Here is a 24,362-nt window from a genome sequence, read left to right as displayed (position 1 = left end):
CGGAATGCGGCCGCCGTGTCTCAAAATCCCGAGCTCAGCCCAGCACGGCGACGAGGCGGTGCAGCGCCTCGGCCGTGGTCTCCTCGTTCTGAACCATCGCGAGCCGGATGTAGTCGGCCCCCGGATTGGACCCGTCGGCCTGGTCGCGCGCGATGTAGCGGCCCGGCAGCACGCGCACGCCGGCGTCCCGCCACAGCTTCAGCGTCACGGCCTCGCTGCCGCCGAGCGCGGCGACGTCGAGCCACAGATAGAAGCCGCCGGCGGGGCGCACATAGCCCCAGCGATCGCCGACGATCTGGTCGGCGAGGTCGAATTTTCGCGCGTAGAGCCGGCGGTTCTCTTCCACATGGTCCTCGTCCGCGTAGGCAGCGGCGGCCACGGCCTGGGCGACGCCCGGCACCTGCGGGGCCGCGACGTTGCGCAGATCGAGGAACTTTTGCAGGAACGCCGCGTCGCCGGCCGCGAAGCCGACGCGCAGGCCGGGCAGGTTCGAGCGCTTCGACAGCGACTGGAACACCACCGCGTTGGAGAAGTCGGCACCGGCCGCCTGGAGAATCCCGGGCGGTGCGTCGCGCGTATATATCTCCGAGTAGCACTCGTCGGCGAAGACGAGAAAACCGTGCTTGCGGGCGAGCGCCAGCAGGCGGGCCAGGTAGTCGAGATCGGCGACGGCGCCCTGCGGGTTGGCCGGCGAGGCGATGTAGAGTGCCACGGTGCGGGCGAGCAGCGCGTCGTCGAGCGCGTCGAGGTCGGGCAGGAAGCCGTTCTGCTTCCAGGCCGGCATGTAGACGACGTCGCAGTCGGCCGCCGTGCCGCCGGCCGGATAGGCGGCGTAGAACGGGTTCGGCACCAGGATGGCGGGCTTGCCGGGCAGCGGGCCGCGCCGCGCCTCGACCCAGCGCTTCGCCGCGATGGCGCCGAGAAACAGGCCCTCCCGCGTGCCGCACAGGACCAGCACCTCGCTCGCCGCGTCGACGGCGCGCGGCAGGCCGTAGCGGCGCGTCAGCCAGCCGGCGGCGGCCTCGCGGAAAGAATCCGTGCCCTTGCCGGCCGGGTAGCGGCCGAGCGAGGCGAGATCGGCGACGAGCGCGTCCTTCACGAAGGGCGGGATCGGATGCTGCGGCTCGCCGATCGACAGGTTGATGGGCGCCTGCGCCGGCACGACGCCCGCGAGCAGCTCGGTGAGCCGCACGAAGGGCGAGCGGGTTTCGGGCGGCCTCGCGGGCGAGGCCGAGGGCGCACTGGCGGCGGAGGTCATGGACATCGGATCGTGCGGCTCGTGGGCGGGCGCGCCGGACGGCGCAGCCACGTCGGGGTGAAGCTTAGAGGGGGCGAGGTTAAGGCGCGATTAACCATCGACCGTCAAGGGCCGGACGCAGCGGGGGATAGGGTCGGAAAGTCGCCATAGGAGGCGCGGCAGCCGGCGCCGGCGCGCGTCTAGGCCGCGAGATCCGCCACCACGGCGTCGAGCACCGGGAAGCCGGAGCGGGTGACGCGCAGCCGGCCGTTCGGCATCGTCTCGACGAAGCCGTAGGACATGAGGTCGGCGATGCGGGCCGGGTCGAGCGGGCGGCCGGCGATCTTTTCGAACCGCTTCGGGTCGATGCCTTCGGTGAGCCGCAGCCCCATCAGCAGGAACTCGTCGGCCTGCTCGGGCCGCGTCACCGCCTCGTCGACCACCAAGCCGTGCCCGTGGTCCTCGACATTGGCCAGCCACGCCTCGGGGCGCTTCTCGGTCGCCGTGGCGAAGCGGCCGCCGGCGGCGTCGAGCAGGCGGCCATGGGCGCCCGGGCCGATGCCGGCATATTCGCCGTAGCGCCAGTAGACGAGGTTGTGCCGGCACTCGGCCCCCGGGCGGGCGTGGTTCGACACCTCGTAGGCCGGCAGGCCGGCCGCGGCACAGACCTCCTGGGTGATGTCGAACAGATGCCGCGCCACCGTGTCGCCCGGCACGGCGAGCTTGCCGGCCCGCTCCAGCGCCTCGAACGGCGTGTCGGGCTCGATGGTGAGCTGGTAGAGCGACAGATGCTCGGCCGCCTCGGCGATGGCGCGGCGCAGCTCGGACGCCCACGCCGCCACGCCCTGGCCCGGGCGGGCATAGATCAGATCGAACGAGTAGCGGTCGAAGATTTTTCGCGCCGTGCCGACCGCCGCCATGGCTTCTGCGGCCGTGTGAAGCCGGCCCAGCGCCTTTAGCGAATCATCGTCCAATGCTTGGACGCCAAGTGAAACCCGGTTCACTCCCGCCGTGCGAAACCCGCGGAACCGCTCCGCCTCGACCGAGGTCGGGTTGGCCTCGAGCGAGATCTCGGCGTTCGGCGCCACGGTCCAGTGCCTCGCGATGGCGTCGAGCACGGCGCCGACCGTCTCCGGCTTCATCAGCGAGGGCGTGCCGCCGCCGAAGAAGATGGTCGACACGGTGCGGCGCCCGATCCGCTCCGCCGTGGTGGCGATCTCGGTCGCGAAGGCGCGGGCGAAGCGGTCCTGCTCCACGGCGACATGGCGGACATGGCTGTTGAAGTCGCAATACGGGCACTTCGACAGGCAGAACGGCCAATGGACGTAGACCCCGAAGGGCACGTCCTCGCGGGGCTCGGTCACGCGATCCAGCACGGCGCGCTCCATGAGGTCAGCGTCGCTCAAGGCACGCCTCCGCCAGCATCACGAAGGCGCGGGCCCGATGCGAGAGGCCTTTTCCGATGGGCGGCAGGCCATGCTTCTCCTCGGCCGGCATCTCGCCGAAGGTTCGATCGTGGCCGTTGGGCAGGAACATCGGATCGTAGCCGAAGCCGAGGGTTCCGCGCGGCGGCCACACCAGCACGCCGTCGACACGCGCGAGAAAATCCTCGCGGTGGCCGTCCGGCCAGGCGAGGCACAGGGCGGAGACGAAATGGGCGCGGCGCTGCGCGGGCGCCGTCGCGCCGCGCTCGACGAGCTTCGCGTGGATGTCGGCCATCGCCCGGGGAAAGTCCTTGTCCGGGCCGGCCCAGCGGGCCGAGTGGATGCCGGGCGCCCCGTCGAGCGCGTCGACCACGAGTCCGGAGTCGTCCGAGAAGGCCGGCAGGCCGGTCGCGTGGGCTGCCGCCGCCGCCTTGATGTGGGCGTTCTCGACGAAGGTCGTGCCGGTCTCGTCGGGCTCCGGCAGGCCGAGCTCGCCGGCCGACACGGCCTCGATGCCGTAGGGTGCCAAGAGCTCGCGCATCTCGCGCAGCTTGCCGGCATTATGGGTCGCGACGACCAGCCGGCCGGTCAGCACACGATGCGCCGTCTCGCTCATCGGACGCCCGGCGATCTGTTCGGCGTCATTCCGGGGCGCACCGAAGGTGCGAACCCGGAATCCAGCCAGGAGCACCGAATCCGCGGCTGGATTCCGGGTTCGGCGCGGTGCGCCGCCCCGGAATGACCGACCCGGATATCCGCCCGATCCGATCTCACATCACCGCCATTTTCTGCAGCTCGACCAGCCGGCCGACGCCCTTGCGGGCGAGCGCCAGCAGGCTGAGGAACTGGGCCTCGCTGAACGGCTCGCGCTCTGCCGTGCCCTGGATCTCGACGATGCCGCCGTTGCCGGTCAGCACGAAGTTGGCGTCGGTGTCGGCCTGCGAGTCCTCGGCATAGTCGAGGTCGAGCACGGCGAGGCCGTTGTGGACGCCGCACGACACCGCCGCGACGTGATCGCGCAAGACCTCGCCGCGCAGCATGTCGCGCGCCTTCATCCAGGCGAGGCAGTCGTGCAGGGCCACCCAGGCGCCCGTGATCGAGGCCGTGCGGGTGCCGCCGTCGGCCTGGATGACGTCGCAGTCGACCGTGATCTGGCGCTCGCCGAGCGCCTCGAGGTCGAGGACGGCGCGCAGCGAGCGGCCGATCAGCCGCTGGATCTCGACGGTGCGGCCCGACTGCTTGCCGGCCGCGGATTCGCGCCGGGTGCGCTCCGAGGTGGCGCGCGGCAGCATGCCGTACTCGGCCGTCACCCAGCCGCGCGCCTGGCCCTTGAGCCACGGCGGCAGGCGGTCCTCCAGGGTGGCGGTGACCAGCACATGGGTGTCGCCGAACTTCACGAAGCAGGAGCCCTCGGCATACTTCACCACGGCGCGTTCGAGCGAGACGGCACGCAGCTCGTCGGGCTGGCGGTGGCTCGGACGCATGGACGGCTCCTCGGGCGAAGCGACGGAACGGACGGCGAGGTCGCCGGGGACGGGTCGCTGTGGGCATGGCGCGATCGGCCGCGCGGCGGCGCCGCGGGCGAAACGATCGCGGCTCGCTTTTAGGTCGCCGGACCCCGGGCGGCAAGGGCCGGCTGTCCGCGGTCCCCGGTCGCGATCGCCCGGCGGCTTGCGCTCCCCCGGGCCGAGGGACAAATCTGGAGGCCGAACCCGTCAGTCCCGCGCGAGCCCGAGCCAAGCCCCGTGTCCCAGGACCTTCCGATCGGCGCCAGCCCCAGCCTCGTCCAGCTCAACGAGCGCTCCCGCGAGATCTTTCGCGGGATCGTCGACAGCTATCTCGCCACCGGCGAGCCGGTGGGATCGCGCAACCTCGCGCGGCTGATCCCGATGACGCTGTCGCCCGCCTCGGTGCGCAACGTCATGCAGGACCTGGAGCAGGCGGGCCTCATCTACGCCCCGCACACCTCGGCCGGCCGGCTGCCGACCGAGTTCGGGCTGCGCTTCTTCGTCGACGCGCTGATGCAGGTCGGCGACCTGCCGGAGGACGAGCGCCGCTCGATCGAGGCCCAGGTGGCGGGCGCCGGCCGCTCCATGGAGGGCGTGCTCACCGAGGCCTCGACCATGCTGTCGGGCCTCACCCGGGCCGCCGGCGTGGTGCTCACCACCAAGGCGAACGCCCGCCTCAAGCACATCGAGTTCGTCCGGCTGGAGCCGACCCGGGCGCTGGTGGTGCTGGTCGCCGAGGACGGCCAGGTGGAGAACCGCATCCTCGACCTGCCGCCCGGCCTGCCGAGCTCCGCCCTGGTCGAGGCGACCAACTTTCTCAACCGCCACATCCGCGGCCAGACGCTTCTGGACGCCCGCACGGCGCTCGAGCAGGCGCTCGCCGCCGGCAAGGCCGAGCTCGACGCGCTCACGCAAAAGATCGTCGCGGCCGGGCTCGCCAGCTGGTCGGGCGGCGACGGCGACGACCGCAAGCTGATCGTGCGCGGCCACGCGCATCTCCTGGAGGACCTGCACGCGCTGGAGGACCTCGAGCGGGTGCGCCAGCTGTTCGACGAGCTGGAGACCCAGCGCGGCCTCGTCGACCTGCTCGGCCGGGCCGAATCGGCGGAGGGCGTGCGCATCTTCATCGGCTCGGAGAACAAGCTGTTCTCGCTGTCGGGCTCGTCGACCATCATCGCGCCCTACCGCGACAGCACCGGCCGCATCGTCGGCGTCATCGGCGTGATCGGCCCGACCCGCCTCAACTACGCCCGCGTCGTCCCGATGGTCGACTACACGGCCCGCGTGATCGGCCGGATGCTCGGGGGGTGAGCCCCCGCCGGCGGTGCGCCTCCCGCGCGGCCGGCCCGGCCCGCGGCCGAAATCCTTGATTTCCCCGCGCGGCGGCCCGATATGCGGGGGCGAAACCGGATCAACGTACAGACGGACGGATCGCCATGACCGACGACAAGGCCGGCGCCGCGCCCGCCCACGAGGCGACGAGCGCGAGCGCCCCGGAGACCGCTGCGGCCAGTGCCGCCTATGCCGCGACGGCGGCGAAGGCCGAGGCCGCGGCCGGCCCGCAAAATCCTGCCGGGCAAAATCCTTCGGGGCAAAACCCCTCGGGTCAGGATCCCGCCGCCGGGCAAAACCCGGGCGTGGACGTCGCGGCGCTCGCCAAGGAGGCCGCCGAGCACAAGGACCGGCTGCTGCGCACGCTGGCCGAGATGGAGAATCTGCGCCGGCGCACCGAGCGCGAGGTCGCCGACGCCCGCACCTACGGCATCTCGGGCTTCGCCCGCGACATGCTCGCCGTCGCCGACAATCTCCGCCGCGCCCTGGAGGCGGTGAGCGCCGAGAGCCGCGACACGCTGCCGGCGCCGGTGAAGAGCTTCCTCGAAGGCGTCGAGCTGACCGAGCGCGAGCTCCTGAAGGCTTTCGAGCGCAACGGGGTGAAGAAGTTCGACCCGCAGGGCCAGAAGTTCGACCCCAACGTTCACCAGGCGATGTTCGAGATTCCGGATCAGACGACCCCGAACGGCACCGTCGTCCAGGTCGTCCAGGCCGGCTACATGATCGGCGAGCGGGTGCTGCGCCCCGCCTTGGTCGGCGTGTCGAAGGGCGGCCCGAAGGTCGCCCCCGGCGGGGCGGCCGGCGAAGCGACGGCCCCGGCCGCCGGCGAGGGTCTCCCGCCCGGCGGCACCACGACCTGATCGGACGGACGTTTCGCCCCACGGCGCCGAACGTCGCTCGGCTCGGCGCCGCGCGCCGGCGCGGCTGGCCCGGCCTCAGCCGCGCGGATTGACCCCGTCGCGCACGGCACGGAAGCGCGGGAAGGCGTTCGACCAGGCGTCGTCGCGGGCGACCCCGAGGATGCGCAGATAGGCGCCGGAGCCGAAACGGATCCACTGAACGAGCTTGATCGTCGCGTCGGTCTTCGGATCCTTGCCCTCCGCCATCACCTGGTGGGTGTTGGCGCTGCCGCCGCCGAGCCGCAGCATCTCGGCGTTGACCACCCGCAGATCCTTGTAGCCGCCGAAGCCGGCCAGCAGGTTGCGGGCGAAGGTGTCGCGCGCCGCCGTCTCCTCCGGCCCGCCGCGGCCGACCGAGACCAGCATCATGGGCTGCTCGGTGGCGTCCAGCGTGTCCTTCGGCCCCTCGGTCAGCACCGCGCCGGCGCCGCCGATGACCCGCACCGGCCGCATGCCGGAGAGCTCGTCGATCCGGATCGGCAGCAGGCTCAGCTGCTCCTCGATCGGCACCGCGTCGCGCCGCGCGACCGACGCCAGCATGCTGCGCACCGCCGCGTCCGGATAGGTCTTGGCGGCGTCCTCCGGCACCTGGACGACGACCAGGGCGGCGGCCTCGCCGGCCGGCGCCACCAGGATCCACTTGCGGACCTTCTTGCCGTCCGCCTCCTGGCGACCGGCCACCAGGGTGCCCTCGCCGCCGGCCGGGAAGCTCTCGCGCGTCTCCTCGACGATGCCCTGCTTCTTGATGCGGTCGCGGGAGATCTGCTTGGCCGTGTCGGCGAGGCTCTGGCCCGTCACCTCCAGCATCAGCACCGAGGCGCCGGTGTCGTCGTCCTCGAAGCCTGGAAACTTCTCGCTCGCCTTGAGGCTGCCGGTGGGGACGAGGCCGAGCTTGAGGCCGGGCGGATAGACCGGATCGGCGGCCCGGGCCGTCGTCGTCAGCGGGCCGGCGAGCACGACCAGCGAGGCCAGCGCGAGGCCCAGCGCGGCGGCGCGGGCGGTGCGCGAGCCACGCTCTCGCGCCCGATGCTCGCACGGACCTTGCGCACGCAGACGACGCTCTCGGATCATGGCGCTTCCCTCGTCCGGCGCGGCGGCCGCCGCCCGGGTCGGGAACAGATGTCAGCGCAATGCGGCGCGGTTCGGGCAGGCCGAGATGCGTCGCGGCGCCGCGGGTGCGCGCCTCAGGCCGGGGCGGTCGGGGCGCGGCGGCGGCGCGGCCCGCCGGCCACCGGCGTGTTCGGCATCGGACCGTCCGGCGACGCGGCGTTCGACCCGAGGTCGTAGCGCCGGCCGTTCGGCATCACCAGATAACGTGACACCACCCGCAGCGTGCCGTGCCGATCCGGCTCGCCTTCGACGACCAGGCGGGTGCCGACCGGAAACCGGCGGGGCAGGCGCTGCTTCGGCGTCATGGCGACCTCCGGGACCGACGAATGTGGCCGGGTGGCTGGACTGGAGAGCGGACGACGGGTCGGCTCGGCGGGGACGGCTCGACCGAAGCGGTCCGATCGAGGCGGTCCGACCGAGCCGGTCCGATCGGATCGTGCGGGGCCGATCCGACCGAAACGCCAGTCTGCCCCGCGACGACGACGCGATGGCCCGCTTCGCAGCGGACCTTCCGGCATGCTAGGAAGGTGTCATGACAAAGGCATGTCGCCGATGAGCGCCACCCTGACGACGCCCGGATCCCGCGTGACCGAGTCCCGCGGGCCGGAGGGCCGGACCCCGGACCTGACCGCCGTGATGGCGGACATCGGGCGGCGCGCGCGTGCGGCCGCCGGGGCCGTCGCCCTGGCGAGCGCGATCGACAAGTCCGAGGCGCTGATCGCCATGGCCGAGGCGCTGCGCGCCGCGGCGCCGGAGATCCTGGCCGCCAATGCCGAGGACGTCAGCGAGGCGCGCAGCCGCGGCGCCACGGCGGCGCTGATCGACCGCCTCAAGCTCGACGAGAAGCGCGTCGCCGCGATGGCCGAGGGGATCGAGGTGGTCGCCGCGCTGGCCGACCCGGTCGGCGCCGTCATGGACGCCTGGACGCGGCCGAACGGCATGACGATCGAGCGCGTGCGGGTGCCGCTCGGCGTCATCGGCGTCATCTACGAGAGCCGGCCGAACGTCACGGCCGACGCCGGCGCGCTGTGCCTGAAGGCCGGCAACGCCGTGATCCTGCGCGGCGGCTCCGACAGCTTCCGCTCCTCGCGCGCCATTCATGCGGCCCTGGTCGAAGGGCTGCGCGCCGCCGACATGCCCGAGGACGCGATCCAGCTGGTGCCGACCCGCGACCGCGCCGCGGTCGGGCTGATGCTCGGCGGGCTCGACGGCACCATCGACGTGATCGTGCCGCGCGGCGGCAAGGATCTGGTCGCCCGGGTGCAGGCCGAGGCCCGCGTCCCGGTGTTCTCGCATCTCGACGGCAACTGCCACGTCTATGTCGACGCCGGCGCCGATCTGGCGATGGCGAAATCGATCCTGATGAACGCCAAGCTGCGGCGCACCGGCGTGTGCGGGGCGGCCGAGACCCTGCTGGTCGACCGCGCCGTCGCGGCGACCCATCTGGCGCCGCTCGTGACCATGCTGCTCGACGCCGGCTGCGAGGTGCGCGGGGACGCCGCGGCGCAGGCCGTCGATGCGCGTGTAAAGGCGGCGAGCGAGGCCGACTGGGCGACCGAGTATCTCGACGCCATCATCGCCGCCAAGGTGGTCGACGGCATCGACGAGGCGATCCGCCACGTCAACCGCTGGGGCTCCCACCACACCGACGCGATCGTCACGGCCGATCAGGCCGCGGCCGAGCGCTTCCTGGCCGAGGTGGACTCGGCCATCGTCCTGCACAACGCCTCGACCCAGTTCGCCGACGGCGGCGAGTTCGGGTTCGGGGCCGAGATCGGAATCGCCACCGGCCGGCTGCATGCCCGCGGCCCGGTCGGCGTCGAGCAGCTCACCACCTTCAAGTACCGCATCCGCGGCTCGGGTCAGACCCGTCCATAGGGTCGACCGATCCTCCCGGCCCGGGAGGCAGCGCGCGGAGCCGGAGGATCCCGAGACTTCCATGCCCATGGCGTACCATTCGCTCCGGCCCGTCTCGGCGGGGGACGAGGCGGCGCTTCGCGGCCGCGACTATCGCGTGCCGCCCTATGCGCCGGGAATGCGGATCGGCCTGTTCGGCGGCACCTTCGATCCGCCGCACGAGGCCCATCTCGCCGCCTGCCTGCTCGCCATGCGGCGGCTGCGGCTCGACCGCGTGTGGTGGCTGGTCACGCCCGGCAACCCGCTGAAGAACACCTCGGGCCTCGCACCCTTGGCCGAGCGGATCGAGGCGGCCCGCGCGCTCGCCCGCCATCCGCGCATCGCCGTCACCGGGCTCGAGGCCGCGGTCGGGGTGCGCTACACGTTCGACACCGTCCAGTATCTGGTGAAGCGCTGCCCCGGCGTGCGTTTCGTCTGGATCATGGGGGCCGACAACCTGCGCAGCTTCCACCGCTGGAACAACTGGCGCGGCATCGCCGACCTGGTGCCGATCGTGGTGGTCGACCGGCTCGGGCCGAGCCTCTATGCGAGCTCCGGCGTCGCCGGGCGGGCGCTCGCCTTCGCCCGCGTCAACGAGGACCGGGCGGTCCGGCTGCCCTATCTGAAGCCGCCCGCCTGGGCGTTCCTGCACGGCCTGAAGTCGCCGCTCTCCTCGACCCAGCTCCGCGCCCAGCGGCGGCTGCCGGCCGGGAGCGGGCACGCCGGCGACGGGACGGGCGACGCCGCCGAAGCAGCGGACGACGACGCGGGCTTCGGCGCGAGCGTTGCCCGGACGCAAGAGCCCGAAAGAAACCTCCGGCGCGGCACCGCGGGTGGTTGAAACCATTTACCCCGGCCCCTTATCTTGAGAGTCGGCCGACCGCACAGGCTCGGCTCAGCGCAATGGGTCTTGCTCAAAAGGAAGGTCCCCTGACGACATCTGCGCGCTCGCGGGCGAGCGCCTCCCGAAAGCCCGCCGCCTCCGCCGCCCGTTCGGGCCCGGCCAAGTCGAACCCGTCGAAACCGGCCTTGCCGGCCACGGTCGACACCGACGCCGCTCCGTTGCAGCCGCGGCCGCCGCGTCCCGACGCCGACGAGACGCTTCGACTCGTCCTCGCCCGCCTCGACGACATGAAGGCAGAGGAGACGACGACCATCGATCTCCGCGACAAGTCCGCGCTGGCCGACGCTATGGTGGTCACCACCGGGCGCTCGAACCGCCATGTCGGCTCGATCGCCGATCGGGTGATCGAGGACCTGCGCAAGGCCGGCGTGCGGACCAAGGTCGAGGGCATGCCGCACTGCGACTGGGTGCTGATCGACGCCGGCGACGTGATCATCCACGTGTTCCGGCCCGAGGTCCGCGCCTTCTACGCGCTGGAGAAGATGTGGGCGCCGCGCGACGCCGGCGCGCGCCGCGCCGCGAGCTGAACCCGCGGGTGACGCCATGCGGCTCCTGGTCGCCGCGGTCGGACGGATGAAGGCGGGCGCCGAGCGCGAGCTCGGCGAGCGCTATCTCGACCGGTTGGCGAAGAGCGGCCGGGCGATCGGCCTGCGCGACGTCGAGGTCGTCGAGATCCGCGAGAGCAAGGCCCAGGAGATCGACCGCCGCCGCCTGGAGGAGGCGATCGCGCTCGCCAACGTGATCCCGGACGGCGCCGTCACGGTGGCGCTCGACGAGCGCGGCCGCAACCTCGACAGCCCGGCCTTCGCCGGCGAGATCCGCGCCTGGCGCGACACCGGCCGCGAGGCCGCCGTGTTCGTCATCGGTGGGGCGGACGGCCTCGACGACGAGATCCGGCGGCGCGCCGACCTCGTCCTGTCGTTCGGCGCCGCCACCTGGCCGCACCAGCTCGTCCGGGTGATGCTGCTCGAGCAACTCTATCGCGCAGTGACGATCCTGTCCGGACATCCGTACCACCGGGGGTGAGCCGGTCCCCGGCGTGCCGCCCAGAAATGGCCGGTCGGCGAAAGCATGGACGCGAATTCATCTGCTGGCCCGGCAGGGCGACGCGAAGCCGCCCCAATCCGTCGGTAAGTGCCTCCCATTCCCGTGCCTCGCGATTCCGGATCGCCGCTGCAACCGATGACGCCGAGCCCGTCCTCCCGCCCCGCGCGCGCCGCGTTGTCGCTGGCGCTGGCCTTCGCCTGTGCGGCCGCGCCGGCCGGTCCGGTCGTCGCGCAGGAGCGTGGCCGCTCGCCTGCGGTGCTCGACACCATCCGGCAGCGCGACAAGGAGCTCGAGACGATCCGGGCCGAGCAGAAGCGCGCCGCCGACACCGAGAAACAGCTGCGGGTCGAGATCGACCGGCTCGGCGAGGATCGCCGCAAGCTGAACCAGACGATGATCGACACGGCCGGGCGGGTGCGCGGCGCCGAGCAGGCGATCGCCGCCATCGAGGCCCGGCTCGACCTGCTCGAATCGACCGAGCACGGCATCAACGGCTCGCTGGAATCGCGCCGCGCCACCATCGCCCAGGTGCTGGCCGCCCTGCAGCGGCTCGGCCGGCGGCCGCCGCCGGCCTTCCTGGTGAGCGCCGAGGACGCGCTCAAGTCGGTGCGCACCGCGATCCTGCTCGGCGCCGTGCTGCCCGAGCTGAAGAGCGAGGCCGAGGCGCTCGCCACCGATCTCGCCGATCTCGTGCGGGTGCGCCGCGACAGCGCCGCCGAGCGAGCCAAGCGGGCCAACGACCTCGCCGTGCTGGCCGAGGAGCGCACCCGGCTCGGCCTGCTGATCGAGGAGCGCCAGAAGCGCCTCGGCGAGGTCGAGAAGGAGCTCGACACGGCGCGCCGCCGCGCCCTGCAGCTCGCCCTCCAGGCCGACAACCTGAAGGACCTGATCGCGCGGCTCGAGCACAATCTCGACGCCGCCGCGCGCGCCGCCCGCGCCCAGGCGGAGCACCAGGCGGCGGTCGGCGCCCGGCCTGACCTCGCCGCCCTCAAGGACCCCGGCCGGCTCGCCCCGGCGATCGCCTTCGCGTCGGCCAAGGGGACGCTGCCGCTGCCCGTGAACGGCATGCGGCTGCGCGAGTTCGGCGCCGCCGACATGCACGGCGGCACCGAGAAGGGGCTTTCGATTACCGCCCGGGCCGGCGCCCAGGTGACGGCGCCGTGCGACGGCTGGGTGGTCTATGCCGCCCCGTACCGTTCCTATGGCCAACTCTTGATCCTGAATGCCGGCGGTGGATATCATGTCCTGCTGGCAGGCATGGAACGGATCACGGTCGATCTCGGCCAATTCGTCCTGACCGGAGAGCCCGTCGGGACGATGGGAAGCAGCGGTCCGGCGATGGCGAGCGCCGCCGCCGGCGGACCGTCGCCACCCGTGCTTTACGTGGAGTTCCGCAAGGACGGGCTCCCGGTCGATCCGTCCCCCTGGTGGGCAACCAACGAGAGCGAGAAGGTCCGCGGATGATGCGAAAGACTTCACTGGTTCTGCTCGGGGCCGCCGCCGGCGCCGCCCTGACCGGCCTCGCGACCCAGATCCCGACCGGCCTCGCCACCAACCTCCTGTGGTCGAGCGCCAAGGCCGCCTCCACCGACACCTATCGCCAGCTCAACCTGTTCGGCGACATCTTCGAGCGGGTGCGCTCGCACTATGTCGAGAAGCCGGACGACTCCAAGCTGGTCGAGTCGGCGATCAACGGCATGCTGTCCGGGCTCGACCCGCATTCGAGCTACATGGACCCGAAGAGCTTCCGCGACATGCAGGTGCAGACCCGCGGCGAGTTCGGCGGGCTCGGCATCGAGGTCACCATGGAGGACGGCCTCGTCAAGGTCGTCGCCCCGATCGACGATACCCCGGCCGCCAAGGCGGGCATCCGCGCCAACGACGTGATCACGCATCTCGACGGCGAGGCCGTGCAGGGCATGACCCTGAACCAGGCAGTCGAGAAGATGCGCGGCCCGGTCAACACCAAGATCAACCTCAAGGTGATGCGCAAGGGCGCCGAGAAGCCGCTCGAGATCGCCATCACGCGCGACATCATCCGGGTCCGCTCGGTGAGGAGCCGCATCGAGGGCACCGACGTCGGCTACATCCGCATCACCCAGTTCAACGAGCAGACCACCGAGGGCCTCAAGAAGGCGCTCGGCGACCTCGCAAACCAGATCCCGGCCGACAAGCTGCGCGGCTTCGTCATCGACCTGCGCAACAATCCGGGCGGCCTGCTCGACCAGGCCATCTCGGTGTCGGACGCGTTCCTCGACCGCGGCGAGATCGTCTCCACCCGCGGCCGCGATCCCGACGAGACCCAGCGCTTCAACGCCCGCCCGGGCGACCTGACCAAGGGCAAGCCGGTCATCATCCTGGTCAACGGCGGCTCCGCCTCGGCCTCCGAGATCGTCGCCGGCGCCCTGCAGGATCACAAGCGCGCGACCCTGATCGGCACCCGCTCGTTCGGCAAGGGCTCGGTGCAGACCATCATCCCGCTCGGCGCCGGCAACGGCGCGCTGCGGCTGACCACGGCGCGCTACTACACGCCGGCCGGCCGCTCGATCCAGGCCAAGGGCATCGTGCCGGACATCGAGGTCCTGCAGGACGTGCCGGACGAGGTGAAGTCGCGCGCCGAGATGCGCGGCGAGTCCTCGCTGCGCGGCCACCTCAAGGCGGATGGCGAGGAGCAGGCCGGGTCGCAGTCCTACGTCCCGCCGGAGGCCAAGGACGACAAGGCGCTGGGCATGGCCCTCGACCTGATGCGCGGCACCCAGGTCAACGCCGCCTTCCCGCCGAGCGGCAAGGCCGCCGCCGTGCCGAACTGAGGCGCCATCGCCGGTTCACGAGCCGACAGGCTTCGAAGCTAGAAAGGGCGGCCGCGAGGCCGCCCTTTTCGCATGCGCGCCGGGTTCGGGAGGCATTCCGTACCGCCCGCCGCTGACGCGGGCCGGGCGATTGCCGTTTGCGCCTGCCGGATCAGCGCGTTGGTGCCGCACCGGGGCGAATCGTGCGTGCTACACTCGCGACCGTGATTCGCAGGGAGTCAACGGTGGCCGGCGACGATCTGGAGAAGCCGCTCGGCGTGCCCGAGCCGGACGCGGCGAACGGGCTCGCGGCCGAGCCGGAGCATCGGCGCAAGCGTCGACACGTCCCGGTCGAGATGCCGATCGCGGCGCTGCTCGCTCTGTGCCTCCTCGGCTTCGTCGGCTGGGCCGTCGTGGTCGACGATCCGACCGGCGGCGAGCCGACCGCCATCGTCGCGCTGCCGCCCGGCACCATCCCGGCCACCCCGAACGCCGCCGCCCCGGCGAGCGAGCCCGGTGGCGCGGCGGCACCCGCCGACCGGTCGGGCGCCGACAAGCAGGGCACCGGCCAGCCGGGCACCGGCCAGAAGGGCGCCGCGCCCGGCGCCCCGGCGGGCGGCCAGACCGTGACCATCATCGACGGCTCGACCGGCAAGCGGCAGCAGGTGTCGGTCGGCGCCGGCGAGGGCAAGCCCGAGACCGCCGACGGCAAGGCCGACCCGAAGGCCGACGGCAAGCCGTCCGGCCAGAAGCCGGACGTCAAGGTCGCGGCGATCGAGCAGTCGCTGCTCGAGGCGACCCGCCACGGCCACGTGCCGCGCATCGCCCTCGACGGCACCCGCCCGTCGGTCGTCTATGCCCGCAAGGCGCCGCCGGCCAGCGAGGCGAGCATCAAGGTCGCCCTGGTCGTCGAAGGGCTGGGAGTCGGCAGCAGCGGCAGCGCGCGGGCGCTGGAGAAGCTGCCGCCCGTCGTCTCGCTCGCCTTCGTGCCCTACGGAAACGAGGTCGGGCCGCTCGCCGCCAAGGCGCGCGGCCAGGGCCACGAGATCCTGCTGCAGCTGCCGATGGAGCCGTTCGACTATCCTGACAACGATCCGGGGCCGCAGACGCTGCTCACCTCGCTCACACCGGAGCAGAACGTCGACCGCATGCAGTGGGCGATGAGCCGCATGCAGGGCTATGTCGGCGTGGTCAACTACATGGGCGGCCGCTTCACCTCGACCGAGACGGCGATCGGCCCGGTGCTGCGCGAGGTCGCCAAGCGCGGCCTCGTCTATGTCGACGACGGCACCTCGCCGCGCAGCCTCGCGAGCCAGTTCGCCGGCGCCAACAACCTGCCCTTCGCCAAGGCCGCCGTGGTGATCGACGCGGTGCCGTCCAACGCCGAGATCGACCGGGCGCTCGCCCGGCTGGAGACGACGGCGCGCGAGACCGGCAGCGCGGTCGGCATCGCCCGCGCCCTGCCGCTGTCGATCGAGCGCCTGACGCAGTGGATCAAGCAGGCCGAGGGCCGCGGCATCGTGCTGGTGCCGATCACCGCCATCACGACCCGCGCCAAGGCGAGCTGAGCGCGAGCGGGGCGTTCCGGGCGAGCGGGAATTTGTGCTGCGACCGGCTGCCGCGGCACCCCCAAACCCGCTATGGTGGCGCGCTTTTCGCGCACCCGTCTCCCGCCGAACCGATCCCCGGATGCCCCGGAGCCCTGCCATGAACGCCGTCGTCCGCCTCGCCGCCGCCGCGATGCTGGCCACCCCCCTGCCCGCCCTCGCCGCCGACGACTTCCCCACCCGCCCCGTCACCATGGTCGTGCCGTTCGCCGCCGGCGGCACCTCGGACGTGATCGCCCGCGTCGTCTCCGAGCAGATGGGGCAGGCGCTGGGCCAGCGCATCATCAACGAGAACGTCCCCGGCGCCGGCGGCTCGACCGCGCTCGCCCGCGTCGCCCGCGCGCCGGCCGACGGCTACATGATCGCGATCGGCAATGTCGGCACCAACGCGGCCGCCTACGCCATCTATCCGGAGATCAAGTACAGCAACGACGACTTCGTCCCGATCGGGCTCGCCGCCAAGACCGTGCCGGTGATCGCCATCCGCAAGGACTTCCCGGCGACCGACCTGAAGAGCTTCATCGCCCACGCGAAGGCCAATCCGGGCAAGGTCAATCTCGGCCATGCCGGCGTCGGGTCGTCGAACTATCTCATCTGCAAGACCTTCATGGCGGCGGCCGGAATCGACGTGACGCTGGTCAGCTATCGGGGCGCGGCGCCCGCCCTCAACGACCTGATGGGCGGCCAGGTCGACGGCGTCTGCGACGCCGCCGCCTCGGTGTCCGGCGCGATCCAGAACGGGCTGGTGCGCGGCCTCGTCGTCTCGGCGCCGCATCGCATGCGCACGATTCCCGACGTGCCGACCTCCGCCGAGGCCGGCCTGCCCGAGTGGCAGCAGCAGGGCTGGAACGCCCTGTTCGCGCCGAAGGGCACACCGAAGGCCGCGATCGACAGGCTCAACGCCGCGCTGCGCAAGGCGGTGGCGAGCGACGCGCTGCAGAAGCGCATGGACGATCTCGGCTCGATCCCGGCGACCGAGGAGGAGATGGACCCGGCCGCCGCCGGCCGCCTGGTCGTCTCCGAGATCGAGAAGTACCGCAAGGTTCTGGGCCCGGCGCAGTGAGCGCCGGCACGGGCGGCCGATGAACGCGCCGAACCCGATACGGCTGGTCATTCCGGGGCGCGGCGCAGCCGCGAACCCGGAATCCAGCGGAACAGACCGAATTCGCCTTTGGATTCCGGGGCGCGGACCTTCGGTCCGCGCCCCGGAATGACGACGAACTGATTTGGTTGGATCCGGATGACCCGCTTCGAAGATCTCCCCTACCGTCCCTGCGTCGGCGTGATGGTGCTCAACCGCGACGGGCTCGCCTTCATCGGGCGGCGCACCGAGGGGCCCGAGCACGTCGACAATGTCCATGCCTGGCAGATGCCGCAGGGCGGCGTCGACCCCGGCGAGGATCCGTGGCCGGCGGCGCTACGCGAGCTGTACGAGGAGACCTCGATCCGCTCGGTAGAGAAGCTCGGCGAGGTCGCGGAGTGGCTCGCCTACGATATCCCGCGCGAGATCGTCGGCCAGGCCTGGAAGGGCAAGTATCGCGGCCAGACGCAGAAATGGTACGCGCTGCGCTTCACCGGCGACGAGCGCGAGATCGATATACTCGCGCCGGGCGGCGGCGCCCACGAGGCCGAGTTCGCCGAGTGGCGCTGGGAGCCGGTGGAGAATCTCCCCGGCCTGATCATCCCGTTCAAGCGGCCCGTCTACGAGCGCGTCGTCGCGGAGTTCTCGAAATACGCGCGGTGACGGTCGCGCTCTGCGAAGCCGCCTCGGGTGCTGGCGTCTCTGGCGTCGTCGCGGCCGGCATCGCGCCGGCGGCGGCGAGCCGCGCGCGACCACGCGCCGTGAGCCGCACCGGGGCGGTGTCGCGGCTCGGCGCGCCGGCGCCGATCGCGACCAGGCCGTCGATCAGCGCATCCTCCCAGATCGACAGGCGCGGACAGCTCGTCCGCCACGCCTCCATCACGGCGGCGTAGCTGCGCGGCGCCTCGGCCAGCCAGCCGAGAAACTGCAGCGTGAGATGGGCGGCGGGGGTCGTCATACGAAGCTCCTCCGGGTGCGAGGGACTGCAGGGCGGTCGATCGTCGCCGTGGTAAACGCCGCCGTTAACCGCCCCGGGCCTCTGAATCACGGCACCTTTTCCGGCTCGCGGCGCCGTCGCGCGCGGGCCGCGCGCCGCTCGACGTCGCGAATGCGAGCAAAGTTCCGTTAGGAGTTTAATCGAAGTCTCCGCGACCCGAAACGCGGAGGACGCCGAGTCCATGACGAACCCCCATCGCACGAGCCACTCTTCGACGCGCCCGTTCTCGACGCGACCGTTCTCGACGCCCGTGTCCGCGGCCACGGTCGCCGGCGAGGCGGTCGATACGCCCCCGCACGCGGCGCCGTCGCGCCACGCCGGGGTGGCGCGCGTCCTGATTGGCCTCGTGCTCCTGATCACGAGCGTGTCGGCCCTCGCCGTGACGGCGACTCTGGCGCAGGGCGCACCCCCGGCCGCCGCCTGGATCGCCGCCGGGCTCGGCGTGGTGACGATCGCCGCGATCGTCGCAGCCGCGGCCGCGCTCTCCGGCGCCGCGCCGCGCGCGGGCATCGGCGGCGACGCCGCGCAACGCGCCGCGACGCTCGACGCCGCGACCGCCGCGGCGGCGCGCGAGCAGGCCCAGGACGCGATCCGGGCCGAGCGCGAGACGCTCGCGACCACGCTGAACAACCTGCCGCTCGGCGTCGTCGGCATCGACGCCTCGATGCGGCTGGTCATGTGCAACGACGGCTTCCTCGCGATGTACGGCCTCGCCCGCGAGGCGGCCGAGCCCGGCCTGCCGCTGGAGGCGCTGCTGCGCCGCCTGGCGCGCGCCGGCGCCGGCCTCGGCGACGCGCAGGCCTTCGTGCGCTGGATCGCCGAGCGGCGGGACGGCGCCGAGGAGTTCGTGCTCGCCGACGGGCGCGTGATCAGCATCACGCACCGGCCGCTCGCGCTCGGCGGCTGGGTGTCGACCCACGAGGACGTGACGGTGCGACGCCGCGCCGAGGCGGCCCTCGTGCGCTCCGAGGCGCTGCTCGTCACCGTGCTCGACGCCGTGCCGGACGCGATCCTCGCCAAGGACGCCGGCGACCGCCGCTACGTGCTGATGAACCGCGCCGCCGAAGCCCTGCTCGGCGTCTCCCGCCATGCGGTGCTCGGCCGTACGGCGCGCGAGATCTTCCCGCGCCTCACCGCCGAGCTGATCACCGGCGACGAGCGCGCCGTGCTCGACACGCGCATGCCGGTGCTGATCGCGGAGCGGGCGATCGAGACGCCGGCCGCCGGAGCGCGCATCGTCTCGGCACGCTGCCTGCCGGTCTGCGCTCCCGACGGCGAGCCGCAGATGCTGATCACGATGCTGCAGGACCGTACCGGCCGGGTGCGCCACCCGCTGCCGGTGCCGGCCCTGTCCGGACCGCTGGCGAAGCTGCGGCTGGCGAGCTGATCAGGTCGCGGCGAATGCGGTCGAAGTGGATCGGTTCACGCTGCTTCGCACCGAAGAAGAGCTTCGTGTCCCGGGCGCGGCGCCACGCGCCGCGAACCGGGACCCAGCGCCAAGGAACGAGACGCTCACCCAGCCGCCCCTGGGCCCCGGCTCTGCGGCGCATCGGGCCGCTGGCCCGACGCGCCTTGTCCGGGGCACGCGGTGCCTCGTCGCATCACCCCGGCGCGAGGTCGCCCAGGAAGCTGGCCGCGACCGAGAGGCGCGACAGCGTCAGGCCGGACGCGGCGATCTCCTGCACGGCGACCCGCACCCGGTCGACGGCGCCACCACGCGCTTTCGTCCAGGCCTCCACGGCGGCGGGACCGGACAACCCGTCCGCCATCGTCTCGGCCGTGATGCGGCGCGCCGCGTCGCCGATCTGATCGAGCGCTCGGTCGAGCGCGAGGCGGTCGAAATAGTCGGCGACGACGATTTTTCTGGCCGCGATCGACAGCCGGTCGATGTCGAAATGCGCCGCCACCGCGAACCACGTCGCCGCGGCCTCCTCGACCGGACGGCCGACCCGGTCGGCGACCCGGATCGCGTCGAGCGCGCCGCCGATCTGCGGCATGTCGGCGAGCCGCTGCGCCAGCGCCTCCGGCACGCCGGCGGCGGCGAGCTCGGAGGTGCGGGCAGCGCGCGCCACCTGGGCGGGCTTCGGCAGCACGTGATCGAGCGCCGCCTCGATGGCGGCGATGCCGGCCCGGTGACGGTCGACGATGCCGGCGAGGCCGCCCGAGAGATCGAGCCGGCGCAGCACCCACACCATGCGGTCGAGCAGCAGGTTCTGCACCTGCTCCAAGAGCGCGAGCTGCAGGTCGCCGGAGATGCGGTTGTCGAGCGCCTCGATCGCCGTGTTGAGCGCCACCATGTCGAAGGAGTCGCGCACCGCCGCGAAGGCGGCGGCGATGCGGTCCGGTGCCGCGCCGGTCTGATCGGCGATGCGCACGATCAGGGTCGGGCCGCCGCGGTTGATCATCGAATTGGCGAGCTGCGTCACGATGATGTCGCGGCGCAGCCGGTGCTCGGTCAGCGCGTCGGGGAAGCGTTCGCCGACGACCGGCGGGAAGTAGCGGCCGAGCTCGCGCGACAGATAGGCGTCGTCGGGAATCGACGACTCCAGGAGGTCGTGCGAGAGCGACAGCTTGGCATAGGCGAGCAGCACGGCGAGCTCGGGCCTTGTCAGCGGCACGCCGCGACTGCGCCGCTCGGCGATCTCGACGTCGTCGGGCAGCATCTCGACGGCGCGGTCGAGGAGGCCGCGGCGCTCCAGCGTCTGCATCAGCCGCTGCTGGAAACCGAGATCCTCGAGCCCGCGGCGCTGCGCCAGCGAGAGCGCCTGGGTCTGCTGGTAGTTGTTGCGCAGCACGACGCGGCCGACGTCGTCGGTCAGCGAGGCGAGCAGCGTATCGCGCCCCGGCCGGTCGAGCCGGCCGTCGCGCAGCGGCCGGCCGAGCGCGATCTTCAGATTCACCTCGACGTCGGACGTGTTGACGCCGGCCGAGTTGTCGATCGCATCGGTGTTGAGCCGCACGCCGGCCAGCGCCGCGCTGATGCGACCGCGCTGGGTGAGGCCGAGATTGGCGCCCTCGCCGACCACCTTGCAGCGCAGCTCCGGGCCGGTGATGCGGATCGCGTCGTTGGCGCGGTCGCCGGCCTGATCGTTGGTCTCTTCCGGCGCGCGCACATAGGTGCCGATGCCGCCGAAGAACAACAGGTCGACGGGCGCCTTCAGGATGGCGCTCATCAGCTCGGTCGGCGTGACGCGCTCCTTCTTCAGCCCGATCGCCGCCTGGGCCTGCGGCGACAACGTGATCTCCTTGGCGCTGCGCGGGAACACCCCGCCGCCGGAAGAGATCAGCGACGTGTCGTAGTCCTGCCAGCTCGACCGCGGCAGGGCGAACAGCCGCGCCCGCTCCGCGAAGCTGCGCTCCGGATCCGGCGTCGGATCGATGAAGATGTCGCGATGGTCGAACGCCGCGATCAGCTTCGTGGTGCGCTCGCGCAGCATGCCGTTGCCGAACACGTCGCCCGACATGTCGCCGACGCCGACCGCCGTGAACGGCACCTTGCCGATGTCGACGTTCATCTCGCGGAAGTGGCGCTTCACCGCCTCCCAGGCGCCGCGCGCCGTGATGCCCATGACCTTGTGGTCGTAGCCGGCCGAGCCGCCCGACGCGAAGGCGTCGTCGAGCCAGAAGCCGTGCGCCTGGGCGATGCCGTTGGCGATGTCCGAGAAGGTCGCCGTGCCCTTGTCGGCGGCGACGACCAGATAGGGATCGTCGCCGTCGTGCCGCACCGTGTCGGCCGCGATCACGCGGCCGTCGGGCGCGATCGTGTCGGTGAGGTCGAGCAGCGCGCCCATGAAGAGCTCGTAGCTGGCGATCGCCTCGGCCTGCACGGCCTCGCGGCTGCCGCCGACGGGGAGCTGCTTGGGCACGAAGCCGCCCTTGGCGCCGACCGGCACGATGACGGCGTTCTTCACCTGCTGGGCCTTCACGAGGCCGAGCACCTCGGTGCGGAAGTCCTGCGGCCGGTCCGACCATCGGATGCCGCCGCGCGCCACCTTGCCGAAGCGCAGATGCACGGCCTCCAGCCGCGGCGAGTAGACGAACACCTCGTAGAGCGGCCGCGGCAGCGGCAGGTCGTCGATGCGCCGGCTGTCGAACTTGATCGCCATCACGGGCTTGGGCAGGCCGTCGCGATCGAGCTGATAATAGGTGGTGCGCACCGCCGCGAGCACCAGATTGACGAAGCGGCGCAGGATGCGGTCCTCGTCGAGACTCTCGACGGCGTCGAGTGCCGTGTCGATCTCGTGCAGGATCTCGGTCTCGTGGTCGGCGCGGTCGTCGACCGACAGGCCCTGGCGCGGCGCGAAGCGGGCGTGGAACAGCGCGACGATCCGCTCGGCGATGGCCGGGTGGCGGGTCAGGGTCGCCCACATGTAGTCCTGCGACCAGCTCACGCCGAACTGGCGCAGCGCCCGCGACAGCATGCGCACCAGCGCGATGTCGCGCCACGGCATGGCGGCGACCAGCGCCAGCGCGTTGTAGCCGTCGTCCTCCGCGAGCCCGCGCATCGCCATCAGGAACACGGCCTCGAGCCGGCGACCGAGCAGATCGAGATCGACGGCGCCGCCGCCGAGCCGCTCCAGCTGCATGTCGTGCAGCCACACGGGCGCGCTCGAAGCGTCCCCGGTCGGCGTCGCCACCCTGAACGTGCTCTCCTCGACGACGCGGAAGCCCATGTGCTCCAGCACCGGCACGCGCTCGGAGAGCGGGATGGGCCGGCCCTGGCTCCACACCTTCAGGCGGGCGCAGGCGGGGGCGTCGGTGGCGTTGCGGTAGAAGTCGACGCCGAGCGGCCGCTCCGGCGTCAGGCGCTCCAGGATCTTGATGTCGTCGACCGCGGTCGACGGCGTAAAGGCGGTGCGATAGGCGCGCGAGAACGCCTCGGCGTATCTCTCCTTGAGGGCGGCGGCACGGACCGGCTCGTGGCTGGCGGCGAGCGCCGCGGCGAGCCGGTCCTGCCAGGTCAGCACGATGCCGGAGACGGCCTCCTCCAGGGCGGCGCGGCTCGGTCGCGGCGTCTCGCCGGCGAAGCGGCCGACGATGTAGTGGACCCGCACCAGCGGCCCGTCCGGGAACCACGGATAGAAGGCGACGATGCGGCCCGTGTAGACGGCGGCGAGATGCGCCCCGATCGCCTCGCGGATGGTCGAGTCGTAGCGGTCGCGCGGCACGTAGACGATCACCGAGACGAAGCGATCGAAGCGGTCGAGCCGCGGCAGCACGCGCACCCGCGGCCGCTCGCCGAGATGCATCACGATCAGCGAGAAGCGCAGCAGCGTCGCCTCGTCGACCTGGAACAGCTCGTCGCGCGGATAGGTCTCCAGCACGTTGGCGAGGACGCGGGCCGAGTGGCTCGCCGGCGCGAAGCCGGCGCGCGCCAGCACGGCCTCGACCTTGCGGCGCAGATACGGGATGCCGCGGGCCGAGCGGGTGTAGGCGGTCGCCGTGAACAGGCCGACGAGGCGCAGCTCGCCGACGACGCGGCCGCTCGCGTCGAAGCGCTTGATGCCGACATAGTCCATGTGGACGCGGCGATGCACGCGCGAGCGCGCGTTCGCCTTGGTGATGATCAGGGCCTTCGGCTCCTGCAGGAACTCCATCACCTCGGGCGTCACCGCGACCATCTCGCGGCCGCGGCGCAGCACCCGCACGTCGCCCTGGCGCAGGATGCCGAGCGCGTCGGCGGGCGCGGCTCCTCCCGGCTCGGTCGGCACCGCGTCGTCGTCGATCGCGTGAGCCCGCATGCCAAGGAACGTGAAGTTGTCGTCGAGCAGCCAGCGCAGGAAGGCGGTCGCCTCGGCGACCTCGCCGTCGGGCAGCGGCGGCGGATCGCGCTCGAGCGTCGCGATCACGTCCTCGAGCCGGGTCCGCATCGCCCGCCAGTCGGTCACGGCGAGCCGCACGTCGGCGAGCGTCGCCACGAGGGCGGCGACGATCTCGTCGCGGCGGGCGGCGTCGGCGATGCGCTCGACATGGATGTGGATCAGGCTTTCGCGAGCCGTGCTCGGGACGGCCGGTCCGACGGCCGGCGCCCACGCCTGCAGGCGGGCCTCGGCGTCGCGCGTCACGGCGAGAACCGGATGGGCGACGAGCAGCGGATCGAGCCCGTGCTCGCGCAACGCGCCGAGCACCGAATCGACCAGGAACGGCATGTCGTCGTTGACGATCTCGATCACCGACACGGGCGCCGGCGCGGCGACGGCATCGGGCGTCGCGATCCGGATCTTCGGCGTGCCGGGGGTGCGCTCGGCGAGAAAGGCGAGGGCGCCGTCCGCGAGCGTCGCCAGCTCGTCGCCGTCGTACTCGGCGAGGTCCTCGGCCGCGACCGCCCCGAACAGGGCGCCGGCCAGCCCGGCGGCCGCGTCCCCGTGGCGGGCCGTCAGGATCGCCTCGGCCGCGGCGATCACGCTGTTCGCCCGCGACTCGTCGGAGCCTGCTCCCGCTCCGAGCCCTGACCCGAAGCCCGCTCCGGCTCCCGCCGTGTCCGCATCCATGGCGTGCTCCTCGCGACATCGGCCCGCATGTCGAGCCGGT

General features: G+C 72.4%; 20 protein-coding genes. 12 read left to right on the top strand and 8 right to left on the bottom strand.

Annotation, left to right across the window (positions count from 1 at the left end; translation table 11 throughout):
* Positions 1–34: 34 nt before the first annotated feature.
* From ABTU92_RS13530 to rph, 4 genes are all read right to left on the bottom strand, one after another.
* On the bottom strand, positions 35–1,264 hold the full coding sequence (locus ABTU92_RS13530) for an aminotransferase class I/II-fold pyridoxal phosphate-dependent enzyme (RefSeq protein WP_408091410.1): 1,230 nt from the start codon (positions 1,262–1,264) through the stop codon (positions 35–37).
* Between the two features lie 173 nt (positions 1,265–1,437).
* Positions 1,438–2,625 (bottom strand): radical SAM family heme chaperone HemW, encoded by a 1,188-nt coding sequence (gene hemW / locus ABTU92_RS13525; RefSeq protein ID WP_408091446.1) that lies wholly within the window; start codon positions 2,623–2,625, stop codon positions 1,438–1,440.
* Positions 2,626–2,629: 4 nt separating this feature from the next.
* Positions 2,630–3,277, bottom strand: coding sequence for an RdgB/HAM1 family non-canonical purine NTP pyrophosphatase (rdgB, locus tag ABTU92_RS13520; protein ID WP_408091408.1), 648 nt, complete (start codon positions 3,275–3,277; stop codon positions 2,630–2,632).
* 154 nt (positions 3,278–3,431) lie between these two features.
* A complete protein-coding gene (gene rph / locus ABTU92_RS13515) occupies positions 3,432–4,145 on the bottom strand; it encodes a ribonuclease PH (protein WP_408091406.1) in 714 nt (237 codons plus the stop codon).
* 261 nt (positions 4,146–4,406) lie between these two features.
* On the opposite strand from rph, the gene hrcA reads away from it, so the two are divergent.
* Complete coding sequence (hrcA, locus tag ABTU92_RS13510) at positions 4,407–5,480, top strand: heat-inducible transcriptional repressor HrcA (protein ID WP_408091404.1); 1,074 nt, start codon at positions 4,407–4,409, stop codon at positions 5,478–5,480.
* A 125-nt stretch (positions 5,481–5,605) separates the two neighbouring features.
* Positions 5,606–6,361 (top strand): nucleotide exchange factor GrpE, encoded by a 756-nt coding sequence (grpE, locus tag ABTU92_RS13505; protein WP_408091402.1) that lies wholly within the window; start codon positions 5,606–5,608, stop codon positions 6,359–6,361.
* A gap of 75 nt (positions 6,362–6,436) precedes the next feature.
* On the opposite strand, the gene ABTU92_RS13500 is transcribed toward grpE, so the two are convergent.
* Complete coding sequence (locus ABTU92_RS13500; RefSeq protein ID WP_408091400.1) at positions 6,437–7,471, bottom strand: hypothetical protein; 1,035 nt, start codon at positions 7,469–7,471, stop codon at positions 6,437–6,439.
* A gap of 113 nt (positions 7,472–7,584) precedes the next feature.
* Positions 7,585–7,815: a hypothetical protein gene (locus tag ABTU92_RS13495; RefSeq protein ID WP_408091398.1), complete on the bottom strand. Its 231-nt coding sequence runs from the start codon at positions 7,813–7,815 to the stop codon at positions 7,585–7,587.
* Positions 7,816–8,146: 331 nt separating this feature from the next.
* Here ABTU92_RS13495 and ABTU92_RS13490 point away from each other — a divergent pair, with 331 nt between their 5' ends.
* The 9 genes from ABTU92_RS13490 to ABTU92_RS13450 all read left to right on the top strand — a co-directional run bounded on the left by ABTU92_RS13490 (position 8,147) and on the right by ABTU92_RS13450 (position 17,497).
* On the top strand, positions 8,147–9,388 hold the full coding sequence (locus ABTU92_RS13490) for a glutamate-5-semialdehyde dehydrogenase (RefSeq protein ID WP_408091444.1): 1,242 nt from the start codon (positions 8,147–8,149) through the stop codon (positions 9,386–9,388).
* 61 nt (positions 9,389–9,449) lie between these two features.
* Positions 9,450–10,247, top strand: coding sequence for a nicotinate-nucleotide adenylyltransferase (locus tag ABTU92_RS13485; RefSeq protein ID WP_408091396.1), 798 nt, complete (start codon positions 9,450–9,452; stop codon positions 10,245–10,247).
* Between the two features lie 290 nt (positions 10,248–10,537).
* Positions 10,538–10,837 carry a ribosome silencing factor gene (gene rsfS / locus ABTU92_RS13480; protein ID WP_408091442.1) on the top strand — a complete coding sequence of 100 codons (300 nt, stop codon included), beginning with the start codon at positions 10,538–10,540 and terminating at the stop codon, positions 10,835–10,837.
* A 16-nt stretch (positions 10,838–10,853) separates the two neighbouring features.
* Positions 10,854–11,336 carry a 23S rRNA (pseudouridine(1915)-N(3))-methyltransferase RlmH gene (rlmH, locus tag ABTU92_RS13475; RefSeq protein WP_408091394.1) on the top strand — a complete coding sequence of 161 codons (483 nt, stop codon included), beginning with the start codon at positions 10,854–10,856 and terminating at the stop codon, positions 11,334–11,336.
* Between the two features lie 156 nt (positions 11,337–11,492).
* The gene (locus tag ABTU92_RS13470; protein ID WP_408091392.1) at positions 11,493–12,821 is read left to right on the top strand and encodes a murein hydrolase activator EnvC family protein; all 1,329 of its coding nucleotides are present in this window, start codon (positions 11,493–11,495) and stop codon (positions 12,819–12,821) included.
* Positions 12,818–14,167 carry a S41 family peptidase gene (locus ABTU92_RS13465; protein WP_408091390.1) on the top strand — a complete coding sequence of 450 codons (1,350 nt, stop codon included), beginning with the start codon at positions 12,818–12,820 and terminating at the stop codon, positions 14,165–14,167. Before ABTU92_RS13470 ends, ABTU92_RS13465 begins: the two co-directional genes overlap by 4 nt.
* A gap of 224 nt (positions 14,168–14,391) precedes the next feature.
* Positions 14,392–15,714 (top strand): divergent polysaccharide deacetylase family protein, encoded by a 1,323-nt coding sequence (locus ABTU92_RS13460; RefSeq protein WP_408091388.1) that lies wholly within the window; start codon positions 14,392–14,394, stop codon positions 15,712–15,714.
* 139 nt (positions 15,715–15,853) lie between these two features.
* On the top strand, positions 15,854–16,816 hold the full coding sequence (locus ABTU92_RS13455; protein WP_408091386.1) for a tripartite tricarboxylate transporter substrate-binding protein: 963 nt from the start codon (positions 15,854–15,856) through the stop codon (positions 16,814–16,816).
* Between the two features lie 177 nt (positions 16,817–16,993).
* On the top strand, positions 16,994–17,497 hold the full coding sequence (locus tag ABTU92_RS13450) for an RNA pyrophosphohydrolase (protein ID WP_408091384.1): 504 nt from the start codon (positions 16,994–16,996) through the stop codon (positions 17,495–17,497).
* On the opposite strand, the gene ABTU92_RS13445 is transcribed toward ABTU92_RS13450, so the two are convergent.
* Positions 17,442–17,792 carry a hypothetical protein gene (locus ABTU92_RS13445; RefSeq protein ID WP_408091383.1) on the bottom strand — a complete coding sequence of 117 codons (351 nt, stop codon included), beginning with the start codon at positions 17,790–17,792 and terminating at the stop codon, positions 17,442–17,444. The genes ABTU92_RS13450 and ABTU92_RS13445 overlap by 56 nt on opposite strands.
* A 220-nt stretch (positions 17,793–18,012) precedes the next feature.
* On the opposite strand from ABTU92_RS13445, the gene ABTU92_RS13440 reads away from it, so the two are divergent.
* The gene (locus tag ABTU92_RS13440) at positions 18,013–19,218 is read left to right on the top strand and encodes a PAS-domain containing protein (RefSeq protein WP_408091381.1); all 1,206 of its coding nucleotides are present in this window, start codon (positions 18,013–18,015) and stop codon (positions 19,216–19,218) included.
* A 214-nt stretch (positions 19,219–19,432) separates the two neighbouring features.
* On the opposite strand, the gene ABTU92_RS13435 is transcribed toward ABTU92_RS13440, so the two are convergent.
* Entirely contained in the window at positions 19,433–24,322 is a 4,890-nt protein-coding gene (locus ABTU92_RS13435) for an NAD-glutamate dehydrogenase (RefSeq protein ID WP_408091379.1), read from the bottom strand.
* Between the last annotated feature and the right edge of the window lie 40 nt (positions 24,323–24,362).

Source organism: Rhodoplanes sp. SY1, from assembly GCF_046000175.1.
Taxonomy (GTDB): Bacteria; Pseudomonadota; Alphaproteobacteria; order Rhizobiales; family Xanthobacteraceae; genus Rhodoplanes.
This window is presented reverse-complemented; position numbering and strand designations above follow the sequence as displayed.